This is a genomic window from Ktedonobacter racemifer DSM 44963 (assembly GCF_000178855.1).
In the GTDB taxonomy this organism is placed as follows: domain Bacteria; phylum Chloroflexota; class Ktedonobacteria; order Ktedonobacterales; family Ktedonobacteraceae; genus Ktedonobacter; species Ktedonobacter racemifer.
Map to the genome: position 1 here is coordinate 1,107,504 of NZ_ADVG01000005.1, position 26,599 is coordinate 1,134,102.

General features: G+C 54.7%; 18 protein-coding genes. 5 read left to right on the forward strand and 13 right to left on the reverse strand.

The window, feature by feature from the left end; all coding sequences use genetic code 11:
- A complete protein-coding gene (locus KRAC_RS58870) occupies window positions 1-1,002 on the forward strand; it encodes a YndJ family transporter (protein ID WP_007923292.1) in 1,002 nt (333 codons plus the stop codon).
- Complete coding sequence (locus tag KRAC_RS58875; protein WP_007923293.1) at window positions 993-1,898, forward strand: TIGR01777 family oxidoreductase; 906 nt, start codon at window positions 993-995, stop codon at window positions 1,896-1,898. The genes KRAC_RS58870 and KRAC_RS58875 overlap by 10 nt, the downstream gene beginning before the upstream one ends.
- 71 nt (window positions 1,899-1,969) lie before the next feature.
- Here the strand turns inward: KRAC_RS58875 and KRAC_RS58880 are convergent, their stop codons facing one another.
- From KRAC_RS58880 to KRAC_RS64815, 11 genes are all read right to left on the reverse strand, one after another.
- A complete protein-coding gene (locus tag KRAC_RS58880; protein WP_007923294.1) occupies window positions 1,970-4,159 on the reverse strand; it encodes a vWA domain-containing protein in 2,190 nt (729 codons plus the stop codon).
- 12 nt (window positions 4,160-4,171) lie between these two features.
- Window positions 4,172-5,575, reverse strand: coding sequence for a sigma 54-interacting transcriptional regulator (locus tag KRAC_RS58885; protein WP_007923295.1), 1,404 nt, complete (start codon window positions 5,573-5,575; stop codon window positions 4,172-4,174).
- A 251-nt stretch (window positions 5,576-5,826) separates the two neighbouring features.
- On the reverse strand, window positions 5,827-8,028 hold the full coding sequence (locus KRAC_RS58890; protein WP_211221567.1) for an APC family permease: 2,202 nt from the start codon (window positions 8,026-8,028) through the stop codon (window positions 5,827-5,829).
- A gap of 286 nt (window positions 8,029-8,314) precedes the next feature.
- Window positions 8,315-9,607: a universal stress protein gene (locus tag KRAC_RS58895; RefSeq protein WP_157508361.1), complete on the reverse strand. Its 1,293-nt coding sequence runs from the start codon at window positions 9,605-9,607 to the stop codon at window positions 8,315-8,317.
- An 18-nt stretch (window positions 9,608-9,625) separates the two neighbouring features.
- The gene (gene kdpC, locus KRAC_RS58900; protein ID WP_040448905.1) at window positions 9,626-10,210 is read right to left on the reverse strand and encodes a potassium-transporting ATPase subunit KdpC; all 585 of its coding nucleotides are present in this window, start codon (window positions 10,208-10,210) and stop codon (window positions 9,626-9,628) included.
- A gap of 32 nt (window positions 10,211-10,242) precedes the next feature.
- Entirely contained in the window at window positions 10,243-12,381 is a 2,139-nt protein-coding gene (gene kdpB / locus KRAC_RS58905) for a potassium-transporting ATPase subunit KdpB (protein WP_007923300.1), read from the reverse strand.
- Window positions 12,382-12,384: 3 nt separating this feature from the next.
- Entirely contained in the window at window positions 12,385-14,118 is a 1,734-nt protein-coding gene (kdpA, locus tag KRAC_RS58910; RefSeq protein ID WP_007923302.1) for a potassium-transporting ATPase subunit KdpA, read from the reverse strand.
- A 38-nt stretch (window positions 14,119-14,156) separates the two neighbouring features.
- A complete protein-coding gene (locus KRAC_RS68750; RefSeq protein WP_007923303.1) occupies window positions 14,157-14,252 on the reverse strand; it encodes a potassium-transporting ATPase subunit F in 96 nt (31 codons plus the stop codon).
- A 202-nt stretch (window positions 14,253-14,454) separates the two neighbouring features.
- Window positions 14,455-14,880, reverse strand: coding sequence for a response regulator (locus KRAC_RS58915; RefSeq protein WP_007923307.1), 426 nt, complete (start codon window positions 14,878-14,880; stop codon window positions 14,455-14,457).
- Window positions 14,881-15,103: 223 nt separating this feature from the next.
- Window positions 15,104-16,081 carry a zinc-dependent alcohol dehydrogenase gene (locus KRAC_RS58920; RefSeq protein WP_007923308.1) on the reverse strand — a complete coding sequence of 326 codons (978 nt, stop codon included), beginning with the start codon at window positions 16,079-16,081 and terminating at the stop codon, window positions 15,104-15,106.
- 65 nt (window positions 16,082-16,146) lie between these two features.
- Window positions 16,147-17,769, reverse strand: coding sequence for a serine hydrolase domain-containing protein (locus KRAC_RS64815; RefSeq protein ID WP_007923310.1), 1,623 nt, complete (start codon window positions 17,767-17,769; stop codon window positions 16,147-16,149).
- A 182-nt stretch (window positions 17,770-17,951) separates the two neighbouring features.
- Between KRAC_RS64815 and KRAC_RS58930 the strand changes: the two genes are divergently transcribed.
- Window positions 17,952-18,290, forward strand: coding sequence for a YciI family protein (locus KRAC_RS58930; RefSeq protein WP_007923316.1), 339 nt, complete (start codon window positions 17,952-17,954; stop codon window positions 18,288-18,290).
- Window positions 18,291-18,507: 217 nt separating this feature from the next.
- Here the strand turns inward: KRAC_RS58930 and KRAC_RS58935 are convergent, their stop codons facing one another.
- Entirely contained in the window at window positions 18,508-20,424 is a 1,917-nt protein-coding gene (locus KRAC_RS58935; RefSeq protein ID WP_211221569.1) for a glycosyl hydrolase family 28-related protein, read from the reverse strand.
- 482 nt (window positions 20,425-20,906) lie between these two features.
- Between KRAC_RS58935 and KRAC_RS58940 the strand changes: the two genes are divergently transcribed.
- Together KRAC_RS58940 and KRAC_RS58945 are read left to right on the forward strand one after the other, a co-directional pair.
- Complete coding sequence (locus tag KRAC_RS58940; protein WP_007923320.1) at window positions 20,907-22,217, forward strand: MFS transporter; 1,311 nt, start codon at window positions 20,907-20,909, stop codon at window positions 22,215-22,217.
- 29 nt (window positions 22,218-22,246) lie between these two features.
- A complete protein-coding gene (locus KRAC_RS58945) occupies window positions 22,247-23,533 on the forward strand; it encodes a copper resistance CopC/CopD family protein (protein ID WP_007923323.1) in 1,287 nt (428 codons plus the stop codon).
- 2 nt (window positions 23,534-23,535) lie between these two features.
- On the opposite strand, the gene KRAC_RS58950 is transcribed toward KRAC_RS58945, so the two are convergent.
- On the reverse strand, window positions 23,536-26,406 hold the full coding sequence (locus KRAC_RS58950) for a serine/threonine-protein kinase (RefSeq protein WP_007923325.1): 2,871 nt from the start codon (window positions 26,404-26,406) through the stop codon (window positions 23,536-23,538).
- Between the last annotated feature and the right edge of the window lie 193 nt (window positions 26,407-26,599).

Consider the following 26,599-nt stretch of genomic DNA (forward strand, 5'->3'; position numbering starts at 1 on the left):
ATGTCACTTAAGACGCTTGATCTGGTGAGATGGAACATCATCAGTATTGTGCTTGGAGGGAGCATCTGGGTACTGCTCGTGCTGGGTGCCTGGTTTCGTTGGATTATCCTCAACGAGCTGGAGCTTTTGCTTTTGCTGGCTCTCTTCGTCATTATGCCGTTGACAGTTCCACTCGTGTCGCTCCCTAGACAGTCCCGCCAATTTTATCAGCTCTCTTCCCTGATTCTGTTCTTACAGCCCTTTGCCGCGCTCATTGGTGGGGTTTCCTTTCTGCTAGCTACCGGTCCACTCGCCGCCGCATTTGCCGCCGTATGGCTGCTATTTACGGGCCTTCTCACGCTGCTGGGTCTGGTCCGGCTTTTCCAGGCCAGAAGAACGCTCCCTGATATCTGCCTGGCAGCGGCACTCCTCTATCTTCCAATTGGCAGCACATGGATGGTACTGGCGCGTTTGGGACTTCAGCCACTGGGTTTCGGCGTGCATACTGACTTGCTCACGGCTGTTCATTTTCACTTTATTGCCATGGCGGCTCTGATCATCACGGGCCTTACAGGTCAGGTTATACCAACAACAGCATATACGCTTTCTCGTGTGACTTATCGAGTTGCAGCTCTTGGCGTCCTTGTCAATCCAATCCTGGTGGCCGCGGGGCTGACCCTTGCCCAGGTCACCCAACTGCACTTCCTGGATACTGCTCCGGCTGACCTTTTAGCCCTGAGCTTGATCCTGATCGCGTTGCTAGGGTTGCGTTTCGTTGTGCCTATGACCAATTCCCTTTTGACACAAGTACTCCTCCTATTTTCATATACTGCTGTCTTCTTCACCATGTTGTTTGCCGCAGCCTATGCACTAGGAGTGGCGACCGGAGCCTGGACCATCACCATCTCCCAAATGATTCTGATCCATGGACTGGAGAACGCCCTGGTCTTTGGCTTCTGTGGTTTGCTCGGCTGGAGGCTTAGAGCGAGACAGGACAGTAAGGGAGGCGAAAAATGCGCGTAATCATTACTGGCGGCAGCGGCCTTATTGGGCGCTCGCTCGTTCAACTCCTAGGCACCCAGGGATACGAGATCATCGTCCTGAGCCGCCGTCCCACGCAGACGGCTCAGATGTTCGTCCAACTGGGGTTAATACACATCAAAACCATTGGCTGGGATGCGAGATCTGCCCAGGGATGGGGGAATTTGATCACCAGCGAGAGCGCCATCGTCAACCTGGCAGGCGCGACTCCAGCACATTGGCGCTGGACACGGTCGTATCGGGCACGTATCCTGGAGAGTCGTTTGCGCGCTGGAGAAGCTATCATACAGGCAATGGAACACCATGGACCGCCGAAAGTGCTGGTGCAAGCCTCAGCATCAGGGTATTACGGGGATAGCGGGCAGGAGTTGCTCACAGAGGCTTGCCTTCCTGGTCAAGGCTTCCGCGCACAGGTCTGCCAGGAGTGGGAAGCATCCACGGCCCTTGCCCAGACCAGGCGCTGTATTGCGCGCACAGGTCTTGTGCTTGATACACACACGGGTGCCTTTCCTCCGCTTTTGCACTTTGCGCAACTGCTCGGGAGACGCTTGGGCGATGGGCGACAATGGATTCCCTGGATTCACAAAGTGGATGTTGCCAGAGCCATCCAGTTCCTCCTTGAACAACAATCACTCTCTGGCCCCTTCAATCTATGCGCGCCGGAAGCAGTGACAAATCGAGAGTTGCTCCGCGAGGTGCGGCATGTTTTGAAGCGACCCTCCGTGTTTCCTCTGCCAGCCTTCGCCTTGCAAGTTTTGTTAGGGGAATTATCGACAGTGGTATTGGACAGCCAACACCTTCTCCCCCAACGTCTGATAGAGGCGCAATTCCAGTTCGCGTATCCCCAGCTAATGCAGGCACTCCACGACCTGCTGTGAGAAAACTGAAGATGGGTTGGGCTGAGGCCAGAAACCTCAGCCCAACCCATCTTCTCTTGCTAAGATTCGCGCTACGAGACAAATTTCTTCTTGCTGTTGAGGTAATCTACCAGCAGGTACTCGCCGAGATTATCTTTGTCAGCGTAGAAGGTACGGCCGCGGTTGATTTCGGCCATCTGGTTGACGAAGGCTACCATCCAGTCATCATCATAGAGCATGAAGGTGTTGATGGTAATGCCGTCGCGTGTGCAGCGCTGGACCTCCAGCAGGGTCTGCTGCTCCGCGTAGGGGCTAGGGAAGGCGAACTGCCAGCCACCATAGCGCTCCTCATACCAGACGGTCGGGCCACCATCGGTAATCATGATGATCTGCTTATTGACACCCCGATGCCTGGCAAGCAACTGGCGAGCCAGCATCAGTCCATGCGCCATATTAGTGCCGCGATCATTGTCGTAGCGACTCAACTCCATCAACTCATTGGATTTGTATTCGCGTGCGACAAACGAGAAGCCTACGATATAGAGGTTATCGCGTGGGAACTGCGAGCGAATAAGGCTCTCCAACGCCACTGAAACCTTCTTCGCCGCCTGCTGACAACCGTTATAGACCATGCTCAGGCTCATATCGATCATCAACACCGTTGAAGACTGGGTCATAAACTCTGTACGATAGACCTCAAAGTCGTCCTGCTGAAGCGCGAGTGGCGTTCCCGCGCCCTTGCGGTTGATGGAGTTCATCAGCGTCTTTTGTAGGTCGAGCAGGAAGGGGTCGCCAAACTGATAGGTCTTGCTCTCGTCAGTTCGCTCGCCACCAACCCCACGGAAGGGGCTGACATGACGGCCAAAGCCATCACGCTTGAGCTTATTAAAGATGTCCTGCAAGGCCTTCTGACCAATCTTGCGGATACCGCGCGCGGTCAGCTCCCAGCGATTGCCTTTCTTCTCGATATAGCCCGCCTCCTCAAGGGTCTTCATCAGTTCCTTGAGCTGCTCTATCGATTGGTATTCGTCATCACCAAGCAGTTCTTTGACCTTGTCGCTGTCAATAGCTCCCAATTCATCGAGGCGACGCGCCTCCTGTAACTGGTCCTGTAGGCCCTCCATCTGCTGAAGGCGGCCCATCATACGCATGGCCTCGTTCAGAGGCAGGGTTTCATTGCCTCTGAAGGGGAAACGCGTCCTGACCTGCTCCATAGGAGCGACTGCCTCCAGGTTTTGCGCCAGTTCGAGCATATCGACGCGGATACGGTCATCACCCATGAGTTGATCCATGAGTTGTTGCAGTTCCTGGCGCTGCTCGGGCGAGAGGTTATCCATAATACCCTGCATCGCCGCCTGCTGCATCTGCATCTGCTCGATGAGATCATCCAGCGAGTTGACTCCAGGGAAGTAGTGCCCGTGCTTCTGCATAAAGGAGTCGAAGTCGGGTTCAAGTCCCTGCTGGCGCTCTTGCAGCATCTTGTTGAGATCGCGAATCATTTCGCGCAGATTCGCCACATCTTCCTGGGTCATGTTCTGCAACGACTGCTGCATACCCTGGAAGTATTGCTGCATCATCTGCTGCTGCAAGCTTGCCAGTAACTCCTGGAACTGTTCGCGGGCCTGGTCATCCATGAAGTCATACTCGGAGAGCTGCTTGATCTGCCCAGGAATATCCTGGGGCAGGCCCTCCAGGTACTCTTGCTTGCGCTTGGCGATCATCTCCAGCATCTTGCGCATCTGCTCAGGCGAGAGCTGGTCGCCACCAGATCCCTCCTGGCCTTGCGCGCCCTCCTGCCCCTGCTGGCCAGGCTGCTGACTCTCCATTGAAGGGGATTCAGAGCTGGAGCGAGCAGATGGCTGTTGCCCAGAAGGTTGCTGGTTCTCGCCTCCGGGCTGCGGCTGGCCCTGTTGTCCAGGTTGCTGCTCGCCATTTTGCGCATCCAGGCGACGCTGAATGCCTTCGCGCTCCAGTTGCTTGATCTCTTCCAGTTTTTCGCGCAAGTCATCCATCACGCCGGAGGCCATGTTATAGCGATTGAGCTGCTCGCTACGATTCTGGCGCAGGCGCTCCATGATCTCACGCAGACCCATGGCCTGCCGTCCATCCTCGTTGCGCACTCCTTCCTGCATCAAGCGCCGAAGCGCCTGTTGCAGGTTACCGTTCTCCATGTAGTCATCGGAGAGCGCTTTGAGGATATCGTCGGCATCAAGGCCATCAATACGCTGTGAGCCATCCCAGCGGGTATAGCCGTAGCGATTCTTTATAAAGCGTTGAAACATAGCGCGTATCCTTTAGCGGCGATAGCGCACCTTGCCTCTGACCTCATCCTTGTTGAGACGCCGATTCAGGTGCAGCCCTTCGAGAATAAACTCAATGGAGGAGGCAATGCTCGCAGGGTTGCCGCGTCCATTCAGCTTATCAATAGCCTTACTCAAGCCTCCCACTTTGGAAAGCTGGTTGACGTACTCCATGGACGACATATCATCTCCAACCTGGACATTCAGGCCTTTTTCAAAACCCACCACCAGTTGGTCAAAGTCACGCTGCTCGAAGTATTCGCCGAAGATGTTGAGGATAGCCGAGTTAATGAGTTTCTGGACAACGCGCTCCTCTTTGACATCCCCTACCGCGTCCAGCTCGATCTTGCCACAGGTCGAAGCCAGAATCGCTGAGAGGTCGCTCACACGCGGCACAGCCGAGCGCTCGTTGAGGCGCAGGGCGCGGCGCACAGCGTTGCTCAGCACGTTCTCAAAGTTTGAGACCGACACGCGCACACTGACACCTGAACGCTGGCTAATGTCGTTACTGATGCGCGCCAGTTGTGTGACCTCAGCAATGACTTCCTTCATAAACTTGGGGACAACAACCTCAAGCCCCTCGGTTGGGAAGTGCATGCTCTCGGCCTCCATGATATTGATCTCATGCTCAAGGCCGCGGGGATAGTGCGTGCGGATCTCCGAACCGATACGGTCCTTCAACGGCGTAATAATGCGTCCACGATTGGTATAGTCCTCGGGGTTGGCGCTAGCCACCACGTAGACGTCCAGGGGCAGGCGAATCTTGTAGCCGCGAATCTGCACATCGCGCTCTTCCATGATGTTGAGCAAGCCCACCTGAATACGCTCAGCCAGGTCCGGTAGCTCATTAATACAGAAGATACCACGATTGGTGCGTGGGATCATGCCATAGTGAATGGTCAACTCGTCCGAGAGATAGCGCCCCTCCGCCACACGGATGGGATCAACCTCACCCACCAGGTCAGAGATCGTTATATCTGGAGTCGCCAATTTTTCCCCATAACGTCGATCACGGGGCAACCAGGCGATCTCTACCTCTTCGCCAGACTGGGCGACTTTATCGCGACATGCCTTACAAATCGGCTCATAGGGACTATCATTTATCTCACATCCCGCGATCACGGGAACCTCGTCATCCAACAGATTCGCCAGGCTACGGGCCATACGCGTCTTGGCCTGCCCTCGCTCACCAAGGAAGATGATATCCTGACCTGAAAGGATGGCATTCTCGATTTGGGGAATAACCGTCTCTTCATAGCCAACAATCCCAGGGAACAACTCTTCACCTGCGCGAATCTTGGCAATCAAGTTTTTGCGCATCTCCTCTTTGACCGAGAGCACCTTGTAGCCACTTGCACGCAACTCTCCAATAGTTCGCGGCCGAGTAGTGATTGACATTGAGTTTCTATGCTACCTTTCTTGGGGATTGGCTTCATGTGGACGCATGCGAGCGCGAGAGGAAACAGTATTTGCTCCTGCATGGGCCCCACGATACCAGACAGAGGTGGAACCACTATGATTCTACAGCCTGACATAAGAAAACGCAAGGGACAGGATATAAGCCCATCTATGTATTTGTGGTAGATAGTAAAGAGTCCCCTCGCGGGCTGTGGCCCGCGAGGGGACTCTTTACTATCTACCACAAAACTTTAGCGGCCACTCAACTCCGCGACCTCGGCCATGTCGGGGATGCGCGAGGGCAGGTGTTGGGGCATACTCGTGACCACAATACCTGGGCGGAAGAGTAGCGCGGCCTTCAGACGCAACGCCGTCTGGTTGTGCAGGAAATGCTCCCACCAGTGCGCTACCACAAACTCGGGCAGAAGCACGGTGATTGTAAATTCCGGGTACAGCTCTTTCACCGAGTCGATATAATCAAGGATTGGGCGATAGAGCGAGCGGTAAGGCGACTCGATCACGACCAGCATGGTCTTATCATCGCTTGGCAGGCGTGTGGCCCAATCCTGCCAGGTTGCGCGCACCTTGTCTGTATCCCCTTCGTCAATCGAGACATGCACCGCGACCACGTTTTTCGTAATCGAGCGCGCATAGGCAATGCTCTGTACCGAGACGCGGTCCATGGCCGCAATCGGCACAATAAAGAGGTGCTTGATCTCCGCTGCGCGCCCAGGCACCGTCGTCGTGCGCTGACCCTCCACGCCCCGATAATGCTTATGAATGCTCATAAACATCAGCACCAGGATCGGGATCAGGATCACGACGACCCACGCGCCCTCTAAGAATTTCGTACTGGCAATCACAATCGCCACCACAAGCGTGGTACAGGCGCCCAGAGCGTTAATACTGATCTTGCGCTGCCAACCACGCTCAGATGGGCGCAAGCGCCACCAGTGAATAACCATTCCACTCTGCGAGAGTGTGAAGGACATAAAGACACCGACAGCGTACAGGCCAATCAGGGCATCAGTGCTCCCCTTAAAGATGATCAGGAGCGCGCTCGCGAAAATAGCCAGGACAACGATACCCGTTGAGAAGGCCAGGCGATCACCACGGAAGGCGAACTGGTGCGGCAAAAAATGATCGCGCGCCAGCAGAGACGCCAGGCGGGGGAAGTCGGCATAGCTCGTGTTGGCCGCCAGCACCAGGATGAAGAGCACTGACAGTTGGAAGATGGGGAAGAAGAAGGCAAGCGGCCCTGGGTGACTGGGATCACCAACAAAGACCTTCTGCGCAATCTGCGCGATGACGGTAGGATTGCCACCAACTTGAGGCGTGACGCCATAGGCCATAGCCAGCAGGGTGATACCAATAAACAAAGTCGCCAGGATACTAGCCATCCAGGTCAGTGTGATCGCTGCGTTTTTCGTCTCCGGCTTTTTAAAGGCAGGCACGCCATTGGAGATGGCCTCAACACCCGTCATGGCCGAACAGCCCGAGGCAAAGGCCTTGAGGATCAAGAAGATCGAGACCGGCTCCATACCTGTTATGCCCGTAGGAGGATGGAAAGCAGCCATAAAAGGTTGATGATCGATGAGATAGGCCTTGAAGAGTCCACCAACAATCATGATCACAGCGCTTGCGATAAAGAAGTAGGTGGGGATGGCAAAGACAGAGCCAGACTCACGAATACCGCGCAGGTTCACAATCGTAATCAAGATCACGAGCGCAACATCGATGGCAACCACATACGGCCCCAGGCCCTGAAAGACCGAGGCAAGGTTCTGGACACCTGAGGAGACGCTTACCGACACCGTGAGGATATAGTCAATCAAGAGCGAGGCCGCGGCGACCAGGCCGGGCAGAGTACCCAGGTTATCCTTGGCAACGATATAGGAGCCACCACCACCGGGATAGGCGGGAATCGTCTGGCGATAAGAGATGGCCACAATGGCCAGCAAGAGCACAATGGCGATGCTGATGGGAAAAACTATACCAGTTGCCATGGCCCCTGCCGCGAGCAAGGCCACCATACTGGCCTCCGTCGCGTACGCCACCGAGGAGATCGCATCCGAGGAGAGCACTGCCAGAGCTTTAAACTTGGTTAAGCGCTCGTGAGCGGCCTGGGCATTAGTGAGTGGCGAACCAATTAAGAAGCGCTTGACCCGGTAGGTGACGCGCTCACTGCCACTTCTGGGAGCCAGTGAGGCTTCAGTCGCCTCCAATACGCCATCTCCAACACGCCGGAGTGAGGAATGACTCGGGCGCATAATGCGAATACGCTCATGCCCTGGCAACCTTCCTTGAACCAGTTGCGCACGGGCCAGAAGCGAGGGGTCTTCCTCCCTTAGTAATCTATCTTGCTCGCCTGGCGCTTGCTTAGGCGAAGCCACAGCCTGACCTACCGGTTCATGCTCCTGCGTGGAGGAAGCCTGAACGTCCTTGTGCTCCATGAGTCAAACCCTTCTCTGTTTACGGACACAGACATAATGCACACTATGCCATTCTTACTGCTTACCTAACAGATAAGTTATAACCCAGAAGATCTAAAGATAGTCTAAAGAAATGGAGAAGAGTTCTAAAAATTTGCTCTTTGCTAATAACCACTCGCTCAAAAAAACCGTAGGAAGCACGTATAAATCCTCAAAAGCGCTGTCCTCGACTCTACAGTTGAGGGCAGAAAGAAGAAGGGGTAAAAATGCCGCAGGCATTTTTACCCCTTCTTCTTTCTGCCCTCAGTTAGCTTTCGCGCTCCTGCGCTCGCTCCAGGGGGACGACATGGATATCGACATTGACATGTAAACGCAACAACTTATTGACGACCGAACCAAAGAAGAACTCCTCCAGGCGCGTGTGCGTTGGCTGGCCAATCACCAGTTGTGTAATCCGTTGCTCGCGCGAGGCCTGGGCCAGGGCGGTCGCAATGTCCTGGCTCTTGAAGCGTACAACTTCGGCTCCAAGGTCCTCCGCGAATAACGCATGTTCCTCCAGCCGCTGCTTCGCCTCTTCAAGGTATCTCTTTGCTCCACTGCCATATTTAAGGAAAGCCAGGACCTGGCGTTGCAGAGCCGTATATCCTTCAAGCTCGACAGAGACTGCGATCAAATCCGCGTGCAGGCCATGGGCCAGGCGCCAGGCATCGCGAATAATGAGCCGGCTCTGGACGCGATGATCGAATCCGACCAGCACGCGTTCATTGGTGGCCCAGGCGCCGGTAATGGCATGCCCGGTCATATATGCCTGTAGCTGTGACTCGGCTTTATTCGCGGTCAGGCGCAGGGCGATCTCGCGCAGGGCCGTCAGGTTGCCCTCGCGAAAGAAATTCTTCAGCGCAGGCTCAATACGCTCGGGCGGATAAATATTGCCATGCAGCATTCGCTGTCGCAAGGCACTGGGGGCTATATCGACCAGTTCTACTTCATCAGCCTGGTCGAGAATCGAGTCGGGAAGCGTCTCACGCACGCGAATACCAGTGATATTCTCCACCAGGTCATTCAGGCTCTCCAGATGCTGGACGTTGAGCGTTGTAATCACATCGATGCCGGCATCTAGAAGTTCCTGTACATCTTTATAGCGCTTGCGATACTTTGAACCCGAGACATTGGTATGCGCCAGTTCATCAACAAGTGCGACTTGGGGATGCCGGGCTATAACAGCATCCGTATCCATCTCCTCCAGCACCACTCCACGGTAGTCAATTTTCTTGCGCGGCACAATCTCCAGATCACCAATCTGCTCGGCGGTATTCTGGCGCTTATGCGTCTCGACATAGCCAATCACAACGTCGGTGCCACGCTCTTGACGTCGCCGCCCCTCGTTAAGCATGGCATAGGTCTTACCGACGCCAGCGGAGGCGCCTAGATACACGCGGAGACGACCCCGTCCTGGCGTCGGATCGCTCACATCGTCGAGTGACGTAGGGGATGGAACCCCTACGTCACTATCGCGTAGTTTATACCGATTCAGCAGCGTTTCAGGATCTAGGCGTCCATCCTCACGCCGATTATTATTAGGAGTTGATGTGTCCATCATTATCCTGATATTACTAACTTATTTACCGTCTAGCGCTAAATTAAGCTCAAGGACGTTGACATGCTCCTCACCCAGGATGCCCAAGAACCGCCCCTGGACATGCTTCATGACCAATGCACGCACCTGGTCCTCACTCATACCACGCTCTTTGGCGATGCGTGGTACCTGGAAGAGGGCACCCGCGACCGAAATGTCTGGGTCCAGGCCCGAACCCGAAGCGGTCACCAGGTCAACTGGCACTGGCACCCCCGGATTCTCCTTCTGCAATTCCTTCACCCGAGCCTGAACCGCATCCTGTAGATTTTTGTTCGTCGGTCCCAGGTTTGACGCGGCAGAGTTCTGCGCATTGTATGGCTCGCTCTTACTGCTATCGGTCACTGAAACCGTCGCAGAGGGGCGGCCATGAAAGTATTTCGGCGCGGTCCAATACTGACCAATCAGGTCTGAGCCAATCACCTGCCCATTAACGGTATGCAGGCTACCGTTTGCCTGGGAGGGAAAAAGTAGTTGCGCCAGGCCCGTTACAATACCAGGATAGAGTAATCCCGTAACCACTGTCAATAAAAGGGTTAGCACAATAGCTGGGCGAATTTGTCTCTTCATATCAAGAGCCATGTCTCTCTCCTTCCGCACTACTACGCGAGATGCAACAACACGAGCAGCAGGTCAATCAATTTAATGCCAATAAATGGGACAATCAAACCACCTACGCCGTAGATGAGCAGGTTACGCCGTAGCAATGGACCCGCCCCCAGGGGCTTGTAGTTGACACCACGCAGGGCCAGCGGAATCAAGAGAATAATGATGATCGCGTTAAAGATGACCGCGGAGAGAATCGCGCTATGTGGCGTCGCCAGGTGCATGATATTAAGCGCATTCAAGACTGGGAACGCGACCGAGAACATCGCCGGAATAATCGCAAAGTACTTAGCCACATCATTGGCGATACTAAAGGTGGTCAACGCGCCACGCGTCATGAGCAACTGCTTGCCTACCTCGACCACTTCGATCAACTTGGTCGGGTTCGAGTCCAGGTCGACCATGTTCGCGGCCTCTTTCGCCGCCTGAGTGCCTGTATTCATGGCCACGCCGACATCCGCCTGTGCCAGGGCGGGCGCGTCATTGGTGCCATCACCAGTCATGGCCACCAGGCGACCACCCGCCTGCTGCTCCCGAATCAGCTTCATCTTGGTCTCAGGCGTGGCCTGTGCCAGGAAGTCATCGACACCAGCCTCTCTGGCGATTGCAGCTGCGGTTAGCGGGTTATCGCCTGTGATCATGATGGTGCGGATACCCATCTTGCGCAGCTGCTCAAAGCGCTCGCGCATACCACCCTTGACGATATCCTTCAGCTCGATTACACCGAGCAAGCGCGCAGAACCATTGGCAGAGCCATTGTCGGCCACCACCAGTGGCGTACTACCAGCTCGCGCGATCTCCTCAACCAACTGTGTCAGTTCTTCGCTAGCCTCGCCACCATTCTCAGCCGCATATTTATTGAGGGCATCGCCAGCGCCCTTACGAATCGAGCGTGTACCGGTCCTGGTTTGGAAATCGACACCACTCATGCGTGTCTGCGCCGAGAAGGGGATAAAGATCGCCTCATCTGTATTGGCGGAAACATGCAAGCCATACTGCTCTTCGGCAAGCTTGACAATGGAACGGCCCTCAGGTGTCTCATCCGCCAGGCTGGAGAGCAGAGCCGCCTCAGCCAGCTCGCGCTCTTCAATGCCATTCAGAGGCACAAAGCGGCTCGCCATGCGGTTACCAAGTGTGATCGTACCAGTTTTATCCAGCAGCAACACATCCACGTCACCTGCGGCCTCAACGGCGCGCCCGCTCATCGCCAGCACATTGCGCTGCACCATGCGGTCCATGCCCGCGATACCAATCGCTGAGAGCAGACCACCAATAGTCGTTGGAATGAGGCAGACCAGCAACGCGATCAGGGTCGTGATCGCCACTGGGCTGCCCGAGTAAATGGCGAACGGCTCCAGGGTGATGACCGCCAGCATAAAGATAATCGTCAGGCTGGCCAACAGGATGTTGAGCGCGATTTCGTTTGGCGTCTTCTGGCGTGCTGCGCCCTCGACCAGGGCGATCATGCGATCCAGGAACGACTCACCAGGGTTGGCACTGATGCGCACTACAACCCAGTCGGAGAGTACCCGCGTGCCGCCAGTGACCGCGCTACGATCACCACCGCTCTCGCGAATCACGGGCGCAGACTCGCCCGTGATCGCCGACTCATCAACCGAGGCCACGCCCTCAATGACATCGCCATCACCTGGAATCACCTCGCCTGCCTCGACCAGGACCAGGTCACCCTTGCGCAGATCGGGCGCCTGTACCTCGGTGAAACCTGCCTGGCGCTCGCTTGTCTTCAAGCGCTTCGCCATCATTGAGGTACGTGTACTACGCAGCGCGTCGGCCTGGGCCTTACCACGCCCCTCGGCCATGGCCTCGGCAAAGTTAGCAAAGATCACCGTAAACCAGAGCCAGAAGGCAACGCCCAGAGTAAACCACATCTCGTTTACAGGGCCTTGAAGTAGCAGCCGCACCCACTCAATCGTCGTAATGACGCTACCTACCTCGACCACAAACATGACCGGGTTCTTCAACTGCCAGCGTGGATCTAGCTTTTTCAATGAATCGACCATCGCCCGGCGCAGGATTGGGCCATTGAAGATAGAGCTGGCGCTCTTGCGTCGTGTCTTCCACTGCTTCGACTCTAACGACTCTGTCTGCTCTATGGTATCAGTCTCTATACTCATTTTTTAAAACACCTTGCCCGACAGCATCAGCAAATGCTCAACGATTGGTCCTAGCGCATAGGCCGGGAAGTAGGTCAACGCGCCTACGATAATTACCACACCCACCAGCAGGCTTACAAACAGCGGGCCAGTAGTTGGGAAGGTACCAGCATTGGCGGGCACCACCTTCTTCGTGACCAGCGAACCGGCCAGGGCCATCACCGGAATGACGAAGAGGAAACGTCCTACCAGCATCGCGAACGAAAGCGTCCAGTTATAGAAATTGGTGTTCGCCGAGAGGCCCGCAAAGGCAGAGCCATTGTTGCCTGTACCAGACGTATAGGCGTAGAGAATCTCTGACAGGCCATGCGGTCCCGAATTGAGAATAGAGCTTGTCCCTGCTGGCAGAACACTCGCGATGGCTGAGAAGCCAAGAATGCTCGCCGGAAGGATCAGGATAGCCAGCGCGGCCATCTTCATCTCTTTCTGTTCAATCTTCTTCCCAAGGTATTCAGGGGTGCGCCCTACCATCAGACCTGCGATAAAGACCGCCAGAATGGCGAAGATCAGCATACCGTAGAGGCCCGAGCCAACTCCACCGAAGACGATTTCACCCAGGGCAATATTAGCAAGTGGAACCAGGCCACCCAGAGGCGTGTAGCTATCATGGAAGCCATTCACAGCCCCGCATGAGGCGTCAGTAGTAATCACCGCAAAGAGCGTGGATTGCGCGATGCCAAAGCGTACCTCTTTGCCCTCCATATTGCCACCCGCCTGCTGAGCCGTCACCGCTTGATTGGCTCCTAGCTTCGTTAGCATTGGGTTACCAGCCTGCTCCATGGGCAGTGCCACCGCGACGCCGAGCAGGAAGAGCGCGAACATGGCGTACCAGATCGCCCAACCTTGTTTCGTATTGCCAACCATACGGCCAAACATATAGACAAGACCAGCGGGAATCGCAAAAATGGCCAGCATCTCAAGCATGTTGGTGATGACATTAGGATTCTCAAAGGGATGCGCCGAGTTGGCATTGAAGAAGCCACCGCCATTCGTACCAAACTCTTTAATGAACTCCTGAGAGGCGACAGGTCCTTGCGCGATAGTTTGTGTGACACCATCAAGCGTGTGAACAACCGTATAAGCATTAAAATTCTGCACCACGCCCTGCGAAACCAGGACCAGGGCGCCAATAATACTGATGGGCAACAGGATGTACAGAATACAGCGCGTCACGTCAACCCAAAAGTTGCCCAGGTGTTGCGCGCTTCGACGCGACAGGCCACGAATAAAGGCCACGGCCAGCGAGATACCCGTCGCAGCCGAGACAAAGTTATGGAACGCGAGGCCCGCCATCTGGGTTAGATAACTCATGGTCTGCTCGCCGGTATAGGCCTGCCAGTTGGTATTGGTCGTAAAACTGGCAGCCGTATTAAATGCCAGGCCAGGAGCGACCGCCCCCATTTGCTGGGGATTGAAAGGCAGCCACTGCTGGGTGCGCTCAAGCAGATAGAGCAGCAACATACCAGCTATGCTAAAAAGCAGCATCGAGATAGTGTAGCCAGTCCAGCGCTGCTCTTCCTCCTTGCGTACGCCGCAAAGCTTGTAGAAGAGACGCTCTACCGGCACCAGCACAGGCGAGAGCCAGGTACGCTCACCTGCAAAGACCCTGGTCATGTAAAGCCCCAGCGGTTTGGTGAGCAGAACCAGGAGCACTACATAGACAAGCACCTGCAAGATCGCATTCATCGTCACAGGCATAATTTTTTCAACCTCACCTCAATCTTTAACATACGTCTTTAAAATTTCTCGGGCATCAGTAGGGCAATCGCGAGATAGACGATAAGCCCCAAAGCAATGATCCCTACCAGGATGTACTCAATTGGCGAATTCATTTTTGCCCTCTGTTACAAACGATCACAGACATGAGTAAAGCCAATACAAACAAAGAAAAAAGCGACCGTTGCGATCACAACAACCAGGTCAAGCACGATATCGGACATTGGTTCATTTCCTTCCTCAGTTACTTCTTATGCGAAAACCAACGCCACTGCCGTGGCTAGCGCTCCTCGTTCAGGTTTTCGATAGGAATTACTGCTAGTAGCTTGTTTTCACTTCACTGGCATGCTTCTGAGCCGCATTGGCAGCCAATCGGAGTAGCGCATCCATTGGAAACGGCTTGGGTAGATAGGCCAGCGGGTGAAACTCCGCCAGTCGACGAGGACTGACGCGTACCGCAGATAGGATCACAACTGGAAGTTTTTCGACCGGTGTACTCCCCTCTTTCCGGCAAGGCACAAGCAGGTGTTCCTGCTGGGCGATGCGTAGTACATCCCAGCCCGTGTGCTCAGAGAGATTAATATCCAGGAACACCAGGTCAAACGACTCCGCACGCAAATGGGCAAGCGCATCTTCGGCGGCACAGGCACACCACACACTGTGTCCCCGAGCGACCAGGTTCTGCTCAATCAGACTGCGCAACATGGCGTCGTCTTCCACTAGAAGAATATGTGCTTGCTGCATCTCAAGGCCCCTCGTTGTGGTGAGTACAGGTAGACGTGGTACACGTATAGAAGGAAGTTGTGAGGCCCAACAGCGAACGTCATGTGTCCAACCATCTTGCATCTGCCAGGCTGGTGGGCATCTCAGCGTTTTCCTGGACACATCGTATCGCTTATTCGCTCAGGGTGGCATCAAGAGAGGAGAGAGACAACTAAAAATTTGCTCAATACTTTGGATTTTTTTATCAGGCTTCAATTGGGTTCATTGCCTCTTCATAAGAAACGAGGACCTTTGCTGGGCGAATCTCACCTTGCGCCAACTGTTCAAATGTCGAGATCAGCTCATTGCGAGCTACGCGCAATTCAAAAAGCTGCTCCAGGCATGTCGCGTACTGCTGCACATGGCGAAAATACCATGCAGCATGCGTGTGATAATCCCAACCATCACTCGATCCAACGATGTGCAGCTCTTTCTCATGAAAATCAGGGGTCAGTACAAGCGGCTCAATATTTCCATCAGCAGTGATGCAGATGCGCCCATGTTGTTGAACCTGCTTTTGAAGGAGAGCAAATGCCTCGTTGCGGCTGGAGCACTCAAAGGCAAGAGCATACTCTCTACTCTCGCTGGGCATATCCTGTGAACGCCAAACATGTTGCGCACCTAACAGGCGTGCCAATGCGTGCCTCTCTGCCAGTGGTTCTACCACATCGACCTGGACCACGCCATAGGCACGCAAAATAAAAAGTGTCAGCAACCCAATCACACCGGCACCAGTGATAAGGGCTATTTCCTCTGGCCTGGGAGCGACCTTACGCACTCCCTTGGCTGTATCGCACGTCAAAATACTCAAAATCGCGAGCGCATCAGAGACCCCATCAGGCACTACGATAACCTGCGTTTCTGGCGCAACTGCGTACGTGTGATGCCCATAAAAAGCCACAACACGCTCTCCGCGTCTAACTCTCTGTACCGCAGAGCCACAAGCCACGACAAAGCCTACGTTCTCGTAGCCCACACTTCTTGGATATTGAGGTAGACGGCTGGCGCAAGCATTGCCCCTATACAGGGGCAACTCACTACCAATACTAATGGCCCCCGCCCTGGTTTGCACCAGCACATCGTGCGGACCGAGAGGTGGCAGTTCTTCAGTGATCCACTCCAGGCTCCTGGGAGCGGTGAGATACAGGCGCGAAGTTGTGCGTGCTCTATTGCTTGATTCCATGAAGAAACTCTTCCTTTTTTTGCTCTTTTACCATACTTTCAGAGCAAATAGAACAAATGCAGATGCTATGGCGTAAACGTGCGGAAATAGTCGCCACCCGCAATGCTCGCTCGTAAGGCCCGCTGATTCACCACTGTGTCGAAGTGGATGCATTCAGGTTCGTACTCCTCTTCACCAATGCGGAAGGAGTCTGAGGCGTTGTCAAGCACAGTGAGTTTCTTTTCTTCTCCGGAAGGATAGAGAAACACCAGTGATCCTTTACGCAACACAATGCGAAAATTGCTCAGCCAGGGATTGTAGGAGCGATAGTGGCCAACATAGGTCTCCCAATGTGGCGGAGAAGTAAGTGTGGTGGACGTTGTAGCGTGCTCACTCACATACCAGTCTGAACCATGGTAGAGTTCGACAATCTTGCCCTTTTCACGCACAAAGCGGAGAGAATAGAGCGCAAAATCAGGATGAGCCGTGTAGAAGACATCGGGCGAGGCATTGAGCTTTGCCAGCGGAATCCTCTCGCCCTGATACGCAAGCATCAATTGCCCCTTTTCATGGGTAACGACAAGCGTTTTGTCGTTGTCGCCACCATGATATGTTCCCGTATAGTCAGCCACACGTTCAGCGGGGAGCGCAGTAGCAAGAACAGGAGGCTCTGGCAATCTTTCTCCAAGAGAAGCAGCGCGCAACAGTTTAAGCGCGAAGTTGGCAATCCCAAAGGGATTAGCCGGACCATTGACGAAGACGACAGTTCCCAAACCATGCTCAGGATCTGCCAGGAGGACAGAGTTATATCCAACCATGCCCCCAGTATGCCCAATCACTGTAGCGCTATCGCGCTCACTAGTAAATAGACCGTAGCCATAGAAGACGCCTTCTTCCATCTGGACCAAGCGTTGCGTCATCAGGTGATAGTTTGCCTCAGAGAGAAAGTGTGATCCCTGTCCTTTGTTGAGAAGTAGGCGCAGATAGATTGCCAGGTCGGCGGCTGTGGCGGCGATGCTGCCATCTCCAGCTCCACACTCAAGCCAGGTCGCGGGCACAAGCGCGCTTGTGGCGAGGTTGGGACGATCATCATAAAAGTACTCATAGCCAATTGCCAGGCGTTTGCGTGTCTCATGCGTGAACACCGGCTCAGTAGCATGCATACCCAGGGGCGTCAGAAGACGCTCTTGCAGAATCTGTCCGTACGGTTGGTGGAGCAGTTCTTCCAGCAGATAGCCGAGTGCCTGATAGCCAACGTTGGAGTAATGGTAGTGGGTGCCTGGCGCGGAGGCTGCCGTGGTTTCACGTAAGGCCCATGTGCTATAGCGGGAACTCGGCGCAAAATCTACCCCAGAGGTGATACCAGCCGTGTGACTCAGCAGATGGTGTACAGTAATGGGTTCATAGGTAGACTGCACTTGAAACCAGGGGAGATAGCGCGTCACAGGCGCGTGCAGATCGAGACGCCCCTCAGCCTGCAATTGCAGGAGGAGCATGGAGGTAAATGATTTACTGATGGAGCCAATTTCAAAGAGCGTCTCAGGGGTCACGGGGCTACGCGTGGCAATATCGGCCAAACCATACGTAGAGACGCGCAGCAAGTGTTCCCGATCCGTAAGGGCCACCACCATACCAGGAATGTTTGCTTGCTGCATTTTCTCTTCAAGAAAACGATCCAGAGCCGCATAGACTGGAGCAAGATTGACCATAATTTGCTACCCTTCTCAGCATTTTTGTAGAAAGTGTATCATATTGACGTCCAGCAAAGGACGCGCCTTCGAGTTCAGTTCCTCTGGCACAGTGTAGCCAGTCTCCACTCAAGTTCTGGTGGTATAATGCTGTTTTGGCGGCGCAATGTTTTTTTGCAATTGAGAGAGAAGAGAAAGAGTTTATGCCACAAATTACAGAAGAATTTATGCGCGAGATGCTGGCAAAGAGCAGACCATACAGTGTGGTTATTTTGAAGGCCGGGCCAAAGATAGGGATGGAAGGGGTAAGAGATATCATCTGGCAGCACGGATGTAGGAATATGGAGTTACGTATGGCTGGCCTGCTGCCGATCATATGCCGGGTCACGGACGACAGTGACGTCGCAGGCATTGGCATCTTCAATGCGAGCGAGGAGGAGGTGCGCAAGATTATGGATGAGGATCCAGGTGTCCAGGCTGGCGTCTTCATCTATGACGTACATCCCTGTCAGAGCTTCCCCGGAGATAGCTTGCCAGGATAAGAACCCGATAAAGCAGGCTCCAGCGAATGCATGCCACCAGGTCCAGGGTATTGAACCCGATGGCATTTCGCGAATAGAGGTGACATTGCTATGAATTGTAACAGGCTACATTAGAGAGAGCCGGATATTGCTTCGCATAAGAGCGAAGCAATATCCGGCTCTCTCTATGAACAGTGAATGTCCTGCTCTGGCTAGCACGGCTGCATTTCATGCTGCCTTATGGATAGCTCACGACAGTGACCGGGACATCCGGGTTGGCGGAGGTCGACGAGCCACCAGTGTCGTTGACCACGTGCTGGATACCACCGGACCCGGCCGTGGAGAGGAAGATCGTGAGCAGGTCGTGGAGGCTTGACGCCGGAAGGGTAGCGGGAACCTCGAATGCGTGTGCGGCGTAGATATCCACTCCCTGGTTGAAGAAGCTGTAACTGCCCATACCGTATCCGGCGAAGCTGGTCACAGTGTCCGCAACCTTGAAGGCCGCCCAGCCATCTACACCAGGAGCCTCCATCCAGGCCGACTGGGCAGGTGGATCATAGGGCATCTCATTCTGGAAGAAGATGTCGGTGCCGCCGTTACCGTTCCAAATCACCTCGTACTTCTGGTAGTGCTCGACGAAAAGGCCGTACGCAGTCACATTGTCACCATTCACGATGACACCAGTATCTGCTGTGTTGCTGGTCCAGCCCACGCCATTGCCATGGTCGGCCCGCCATGCCCAGATGTCATCGAGGATGACGTTGTCGCTATTGACGACCAGACTGGTCTTTGCGCTGCCCTGCTCCGCGCCACCAATACGGAAGAACACATCCTGAAGGGCCGTCGGATCAGAGGCATCGTTGTCGCTGCGCGCGTGGCCGATTCCGACCTGCAACAGCGCCGGAGAGGTCTTTGCGCCCGCATCGAAGATCACCCCTGAGATCGAGATCCCCTTCGCACTCGAGACCGTCATTGCCTCGTTTCCATTGTCGGGAATCAGGGTTGGGAAACCGAGACCGAGCACGACAGTATCGGGATGCATGACCAGGAGGCTCTGGTCCAGGTGATAAACGCCCGGAGTCAGAATGAGGTCCTTCCCTAAAGCTAGTGCCACATTGATCTTCAACGCGGAGTCCGTTGGCTGAGCAATGAAGAACTTATTGAGAGAGAGGGACGAGCCGGGTGTCGCTCCGTTGGCCCACGTCGTGCCCACAGAGTTGTGTTGCGCCGAGGGCACGAAGACATTGTAGTTCCCGGTGGAGTCCATGTACAAATACGGAGCCTCGCGTGTCACGGGACTGGTCGCGAGCGTCGTGTATGGGCCACCACATGACGACTGACTGGGGAAACACTGAGCGGGCGCGCCTACGACACCTGAGAAGACCTGGTTCCAGACACCGTTGGTCCAGCCATCCAGCTTGCTGTTGCGGACCATGAACTGCTGCTGCGAACCGTTGATCACGGTGCCGCCGTCGAAGGCCGAATCAGCGATGAAGCCTCCGCTCGCGTACGACGGGCCGGAGCAATAGTCCATAAGTGTGACCGGGCCGTTGATGTGGACCCGGCGCATCGGCGCGGCCTGCGACACGGCCCAGAACTCGCCGTTGTAGCAGCCAGCGTTGGGGGTGTTTACGTTAATGGTTAGGTTCGACAACGAGCGCCAGAAATTATCGAGCGCGATACAGTTGTTAGAGCCAAAGCATTGATTGTAGACATCAATGGACCCGTTGATGGTAACATCGCTCGGTGAGAGACCGAGGCCAGCCACCGTAGTGTAGTAGCCAACCTTGAAGTTGAGGGGAGCGGTACTGGATCCATAGGTGCCAGGTGCAAACAGGAGTGCGTAACGCTGGGTTCCAAACTGGTTGGAGACCTGCTGGTTTGCTATGGAATCGACCGTCGCCTGAATCTGGCTCTGTGGCATACTGGGATTGAAGATATAGACATTCGAGCCAAAATTGGGTTGGCTGGACGCCGACGAAGCCGCATGGGCGGGGGCGGCACCGCTGGTAGCCATCACACATACGAAGGCCACAAGGACGCATGCAACGAAGATCGAAAGACGACGCTGCCATCCGCTATCAATGCGGACGCGCTGCGCCCTGTGGGGGCCTGGCTTCCATTGCCATTGGGAAAGAAATGTGCGCAAGTTCATCTCCTCCTTGATTTGTAAATTTTGCCGCAACCCTGCGGCTCTCGCATCTGTTCAGAAGAAACAACCCGCCATGACCAATTGCACCTCGGTATGCTCACCCAGGCCAGCGGGCAGTCCTGAGTAGTCAATCCTGAACGGGCTTTCCAGGATGTATAGCCTTGTCCCTCCCCTTTCCCCAACCATATTGATAAATTTCAATATAGAATGGTTTTTTTACAAAACATTTGGGACGTAACTATCATAGTATAGAGTCAGAAACCGCTTTCTGCAAGACATACTTTTTCTCACTTGACTTTCAATCTCGTCCGCTTAAGTCTTAGTGTCCTCATTTCTCAATGAGACACGCCTCTTCCAAGAAGGCTGCGAGGTTAAATAAATTGCTGCTTTTTGTTGGAAATTGGAATACATTTATGCTTCTGAAGAGTTACCCCTAATGTAGAGTATTCTGGTCATGTGCTGTATCCGTTTGAAAGGGAATTTCTGTGCTGGCAAAGTATATCCGTTTGCGCTTTCACTATGGTTGGCTGATTGCGATCATCACGTTCCTGGCGCTCCTCGCTTCGGCTGGGATGCGTTCGACGCCGAGCGTCCTGATTGTTCCGCTTGAGAAGAATTTTGGCTGGAGTAACGCCACTATTTCGTTTGCGATCTCTATCAACCTTGTGCTCTATGGCTTGAGTGGTCCTTTCGCGGCGGCTCTGATGCAGCGTATGGGCATTCGTCGCGTCATGATCGGAGCACTGATCCTGATCGCGCTGGCGTGTGGGCTGACGACGGTGATGACTGCTCCCTGGCAGTTGGACCTGCTCTGGGGCGTTCTGGTAGGCCTGGCAACGGGATCAATCGCCTCAGTTCTGGCGGCCCTGATTGCCAACCGCTGGTTTGTGAAGAACAGAGGTCTCGTGATGGGGCTGCTAACGGCCAGCAATGCGACCGGCCAGCTTGTTTTCCTCCCATTGCTGGCCTCACTCGCGGTCTCGTGGGGCTGGCGCGCTTCGGCCTGGGCGACCGCCATCGCCGCGCTTATACTCCTTCCCCTGGTTATTCTCCTCTTTAGTGATCATCCGCGTGATATCGGCTTACGCCCTTACGGCGCAGATCCAGAGGAGGAGGATCCATCGAATGCGACGAATGCGACTGGCAATCCCTTCTCCGATGCCATCAAGGGCCTGGTACTCGGGATGCGCTCGAAAGATTTCTGGCTCCTTGCTGGGAGTTTCTTCATTTGTGGTGCCTCTACCAATGGCTTGATCGGAACACACCTTATTCCCGCGTCGATGGATCATGGTATTTCAGAGGTGACGGCGGCGAGTATGCTGGCGCTCATTGGCATCTTTGACCTGATCGGAACCACCGTATCTGGCTGGTTGTCTGATCGCGTCGACGCTCGCTGGCTGCTCTGCTGGTATTATGGTTTGCGCGGGCTGTCACTGCTCCTGCTGCCCTATGCCCTGGGTAGCACCTATCTTCTCCTGCTTGTTTTCATCGTCTTCTATGGCCTGGATTGGGTGGCGACCGTTCCTCCCACGTCTCGCCTGGCCGCCGATATCTTCGGCAAAGAGCAGGTGGCCATCGTCTATGGCTGGATCTTTGCCGCTCACCAGTTTGGGGCAGCGACGGCTGCCTATACCGCGGGCGCGCTTCGCACCACGGAGGGCAGCTATCAAATTAGCTTCATTTCCGCGGGCATCCTCTGCCTGTTCGCAGCGGGCATGGTCATTCGTATTGGCCGAACACGCCGTGAGCAGGTAGCAATAGAGATTCCAGTAGAGTCAGCTAGCGCCCTTCAGTAGCAAGCACACAATAGGAGAAGAGAGGCGGCATGGACAGACAGCACGGCGGAAGAAGACAGTATGGTTTTGTGCTGTCCATCGCATTGCTCCTCGCGGGCCTCGTCATGTTTCTGCCGGGCAAAGCCCATGCCCAGGCATTGCATGCCGTGCTGTTGAGTTCTTCTCCCGCGGAGGGAAGTGTGCTGGCACACTCCCCTTCCACGGTTCGGCTGTGGTTCTCGGAACCAGTACAACTGGTAGGGCAATCGCTGACGATCTTCGCTCCATCGGGAGACGCTATCAGGCAAGAAACCATTCAGGTGCGGGGCCAGGAGATCAGCATGCCGCTTAAGGCCAGCACAGAAGGAACCTACCTGGTCAACTGGCAGGTCATCTCGGAGGATACAGATCCCACCAGTGGAAGCTTTACCTTTAGCATTGGACATCCAGGTGGTGCATGGGCTGGAACTGTTAGCGATAACACTTCAGCGACAGGGTTCTGGTTGCAAATCCTCGCGCATCTACTGCATTTTCTGGGCTATGCGCTCAGCTTTGGCGTGCTGGCCTTTCTCCGCCTGGTTGTCTATCCAGCCGTACCGTCGCAGCGGGAGACACTACAACAGCCCATCTGGCGACTCGTCAATCTTGGCATTCTCGTCTTACTGCTTGCCGAGGGCGCGGCTCTCATCGCGCAGTCTGCCAGTTTGAGGGGGCATGCGATCTTTGATCTTGCCTTCATTGTAACCATCCTGGGGTCCAGTTTTGGGCGCGTTCTGGCACTCCGCCTTGGTGCGGCTCTGACACTCTGGATACTGGTTGGGATCGCCCAGCAGGGCAGCAAGAGAGCCGTGACACTCTCCCTGGTCCTGGGAGGAGTATCGGCCTTTATTGATAGTGATGCGAGCCACGCCATCTCTTCACAGATGGCGTGGCTCGCCTTGCTGGCAACAACACTACATATCACGGCCATGGGGGTCTGGCTTGGTGGCTTGATTGCATTGCTCACGCTTTGGAGGCTTCAGGCGACGAAGGCTTATCGAAATGCGCTGCTTCTCCGCTTTGGTCCATTGGCTCTGGCTTCGGTAGCCGAACTGTTCCTGACGGGTATCGTGCTCTCCTGGTTACACCTGGCACAGGTGACGGACCTCTTCACGACATCCTATGGTCGTGTGCTTGGCATCAAGGCACTGGCTTTATTTCTTCCGCTCCTCTTCGCTATGCTTAGTAATTGGCAACAGCAGCCCTCACGAAAACGCTGGTGGCTGCTGGAGGCATTATCTCTGCTAGGCATGCTCGTGCTCGCGGCTACGCTTGTCTCGCTTCCAGCCCCGCGCTGACCCTACCCCATATATCCCAGTTCTCTCGACTTATCCAGGGCTTCTCGGGCCTCTTGCTGGCGTCCTACCAGGTTCAGCACCAGGCCTTTGTTGTAGTAAGCCAGGGCGTATTTGGGATCGAGGCGCAGGGCCTGGTTATATGCCTCAAGCGCTTCGTCATAGCGCTTGAGCGCCTTGAAGATCAAGCCCCGATTATTGTGGGCCGCAACAAAGTTCTCATCCAGGCGCAGCACCTGCTCATAGGCCGCCAGCGCCTCTTCATAGCGCCGTAAAGCCAGCAAGGCATTGCCTTTCCGATTCAACGTAATCGTATCGTTGGGATGGGTACGAAGGATATCGTTGCATGCGTCGAGGGCCTCCTGGTTGCGCCCCAGGTCGTAGAGGGCCAGCGCTCTACGGCTACGAAACTTCAGGGATGTGGAGTCATGCACCAGGGACTGCTCAAAGGCGTCGAGGGCCTCTTGATGGCGTCCCAGCGCGCTCAGGGCCAGGCCCTTGTTATAATATCCCGTAGCATAGGAGGGACTCAGACGTATAAGCTGTTCGTACATCTCCAGCGCTTCGCGATATCTCCCCAGTTCATAGAGGGCATCTCCACGGTCTCGATAGCTCTTCGCATCCTGCGAACCAAGCTCGGCAGCCTTCTCGAAGGCGTCGAGGGCCTCCTGGTAGCGCCTCATTTCATAGAGAACATCGCCTTTATCGCTATAGACCAGCGCGTCACGAGGATCAAGCCGCTGCGCCTGCTCCAGCATCTGTAGCGCCTCGGGGTAACGCCGTTGGGATTTATAGATGATACCTTTATTAATGTAAGCGGAAATAGCACTGGAATCCAGCCTCAACACGAGGTCATACACTTGCAAGGCCTCGTCATCGCGGCGCAAACCAAGGAAGGCATTGCCTTTGCGAATCAGATAGGTCACATTGTTTGGCTCCAGACGCAGAGCGGCTTCGCTTGCCAGCAAGGCCTCGTCATATCGCTTGAGATTATTTAACACCCAGGCCTTATTGCCATATGCCTGCGTAAATTGCGGATCGAGACGAATCGCCTCTTCGCAGGCTTGCAAGGCCTCGTCATAGCGCTGTAAGAGACAGAGCACATAGCCCAGGTTGCCAAAGGGATCGCTGTAAGAAGGGTCCAGAATGGTCGCCTGCTTATAGACTGCGACAGCCTCTGTGTATCTCTTCAGGCCAATCAGCGCCAATCCCTTGCGGTTATACATCACAGCGCTCCGGGGGTCAAGCGCGATGGCATGATCGCAGGCTTTGATGGCCTCGTCATAGCGACCCAATGTATTGAGCAAGCGGGCCATGCTAATGTAGGCATTGATGTAGGCAGGATTGATGCGCACCGCCTGCTCGTACGCCTCTATTGCCTCGGGATAGCGCTTCATAGCACTTAAGACCAGACCCTTGTTGTTATAGGCCGCGGTATAGCGTGGGTTGAGACGTAATGCATCTTCATGCGCGTCCAGGGCCTCTTCATAACGCTCCAGGCCCCAGAGCGCATTCCCTTTGCGCGTATAAGAGGCGGCATCATTGGGGTCGAGACGAAGCGCCTGTTCACATGCCTGCAGCGCCTCTGCATCTCTCCCGACAAGCGTAAGGATCCATCCCTTACTGCTATAAGCCAGCATATGTGAAGGATCAATCTGGATAGCCCGATCCCAGGCCTGGAGCGCCTCTTCATAACGCTTCAGGTTCGCTAATGTGAGGCCCTTGTTATAATGGAACTCAGCATTAGAGGGTTCCAGCAGAATGGCCTGCTCAAAGGACGCTAAGGCCTGCGTATCCCGTAAGAGATCGCTCAAAAGCAGGCCTTTCCGATTATAGAGGGCCGCGCGCGTTGGGCTACGTTGTATCTCCTGCTCACAGGCGAAGAGAGCGTCCTCAAGCGCCTTCGTAGATTTCGGTGCCTCGGTTTCCGGGGCAGGCGTTCGCTGAAATGTTTTTTCCGTCTGGGGACTTTCAGTTCCCACGGCAGGCGCTATCGAGACAGGTGTATTGGCTGCGGTTGATGGGAGAGCTTTCGCCGGCATGGGCACCGCCTGCCGTAGGGCCGATACAAATGCTTGTACATCGGCGTGGCGCTCCGTACGCTGTTTGGCAAGCGCCCTGAGTACCGCCTGCTCAACCGCAAGCGGGAGCGTGGGATTGTACTGACGTAGCGCGACAGGCTGTTCAGTCGCATGCAGAAAGCCAATGGCGATAAAGTCGCCGGCCTGGAAGGGCTGACGACCTGTGAAGAGTTCGTAGGCGATACACCCCAGGGCATACTGGTCGCTCTCCCGACTCAGCTTTCCCTGGAACTGCTCGGGGGCCATATATAATGGGGTTCCCACTACCGACGTTACCAGTTGTGAACGCGTCGTGGCCGAGGCAATAGTGGCAATGCCAAAATCCGCTAGTAACGCATCACCCTGCGCATTGAAGAGAATATTCTCTGGCTTGATATCACGGTGAATGACGTTATGCTGATGCGCAAAGGCAAGCGCCTCTCCCACCTGAGATAGGATTGAAATAGCCTGTTCAATTGAGAGGGGCAGCCTTTGTCTGAGGCGTTCACGCAACGAGCCACCCGCCGCATATTCAGTGATCAGGTAGGGCGCGGGTGCCCCTTCGAGAAAACCCACATCTAGCAGTGGCAGAATATAATGATGTTTAAGGCTCTCTAAAAACTGGGCTTCCTGCAAGAACTGCTCACGTTCTTGCTCAGTCTGGAGAAACATGTGAAGCAGTTTGACAGCAACCACGCGCTCTTTCAGCAATGTATGGTGCGCAAGATAGACCTGGCCGAACCCACCACTACTGATCCGGGAGGAAAGTTGATAATTACCAATACGTCTACCAAGATAGTCCTTCTCTTCAGGCATAAGATACTCCTTTTTCAATCATGTCTGGGCAGAGGGAAAAATAGCCAGTAACCATGTAATAGTACTCTTTGCGCCCTCATAATAGCTTATCAGGAATAAGAGGGATCATGATTGTTTGCAATACTGCAACATAGTATACGTCCTTCTCCCCACAACATATCTCGCAAGCAAAGAGGACTCATAGGCCAGAAGG

Excerpts from the sequence above, each read along its gene's own strand:
- KRAC_RS58870 (WP_007923292.1), top strand. The coding sequence starts at position 1 with ATGTCACTTAAGACGCTTGATCTGGTGAGATGGAACATCATCAGTATT.
- KRAC_RS58875 (WP_007923293.1), top strand. The coding sequence starts at position 993 with ATGCGCGTAATCATTACTGGCGGCAGCGGCCTTATTGGGCGCTCGCTC.
- KRAC_RS58880 (WP_007923294.1), bottom strand. The coding sequence starts at position 4,159 with ATGTTTCAACGCTTTATAAAGAATCGCTACGGCTATACCCGCTGGGAT.
- KRAC_RS58885 (WP_007923295.1), bottom strand. The coding sequence starts at position 5,575 with ATGTCAATCACTACTCGGCCGCGAACTATTGGAGAGTTGCGTGCAAGT.
- KRAC_RS58890 (WP_211221567.1), bottom strand. The coding sequence starts at position 8,028 with ATGGAGCACAAGGACGTTCAGGCTTCCTCCACGCAGGAGCATGAACCG.
- KRAC_RS58895 (WP_157508361.1), bottom strand. The coding sequence starts at position 9,607 with ATGATGGACACATCAACTCCTAATAATAATCGGCGTGAGGATGGACGC.
- kdpC (WP_040448905.1), bottom strand. The coding sequence starts at position 10,210 with ATGAAGAGACAAATTCGCCCAGCTATTGTGCTAACCCTTTTATTGACA.
- kdpB (WP_007923300.1), bottom strand. The coding sequence starts at position 12,381 with ATGAGTATAGAGACTGATACCATAGAGCAGACAGAGTCGTTAGAGTCG.
- kdpA (WP_007923302.1), bottom strand. The coding sequence starts at position 14,118 with ATGCCTGTGACGATGAATGCGATCTTGCAGGTGCTTGTCTATGTAGTG.
- KRAC_RS68750 (WP_007923303.1), bottom strand. The coding sequence starts at position 14,252 with ATGAATTCGCCAATTGAGTACATCCTGGTAGGGATCATTGCTTTGGGG.
- KRAC_RS58915 (WP_007923307.1), bottom strand. The coding sequence starts at position 14,880 with ATGCAGCAAGCACATATTCTTCTAGTGGAAGACGACGCCATGTTGCGC.
- KRAC_RS58920 (WP_007923308.1), bottom strand. The coding sequence starts at position 16,081 with ATGGAATCAAGCAATAGAGCACGCACAACTTCGCGCCTGTATCTCACC.
- KRAC_RS64815 (WP_007923310.1), bottom strand. The coding sequence starts at position 17,769 with ATGGTCAATCTTGCTCCAGTCTATGCGGCTCTGGATCGTTTTCTTGAA.
- KRAC_RS58930 (WP_007923316.1), top strand. The coding sequence starts at position 17,952 with ATGCCACAAATTACAGAAGAATTTATGCGCGAGATGCTGGCAAAGAGC.
- KRAC_RS58935 (WP_211221569.1), bottom strand. The coding sequence starts at position 20,424 with ATGAACTTGCGCACATTTCTTTCCCAATGGCAATGGAAGCCAGGCCCC.
- KRAC_RS58945 (WP_007923323.1), top strand. The coding sequence starts at position 22,247 with ATGGACAGACAGCACGGCGGAAGAAGACAGTATGGTTTTGTGCTGTCC.
- KRAC_RS58950 (WP_007923325.1), bottom strand. The coding sequence starts at position 26,406 with ATGCCTGAAGAGAAGGACTATCTTGGTAGACGTATTGGTAATTATCAA.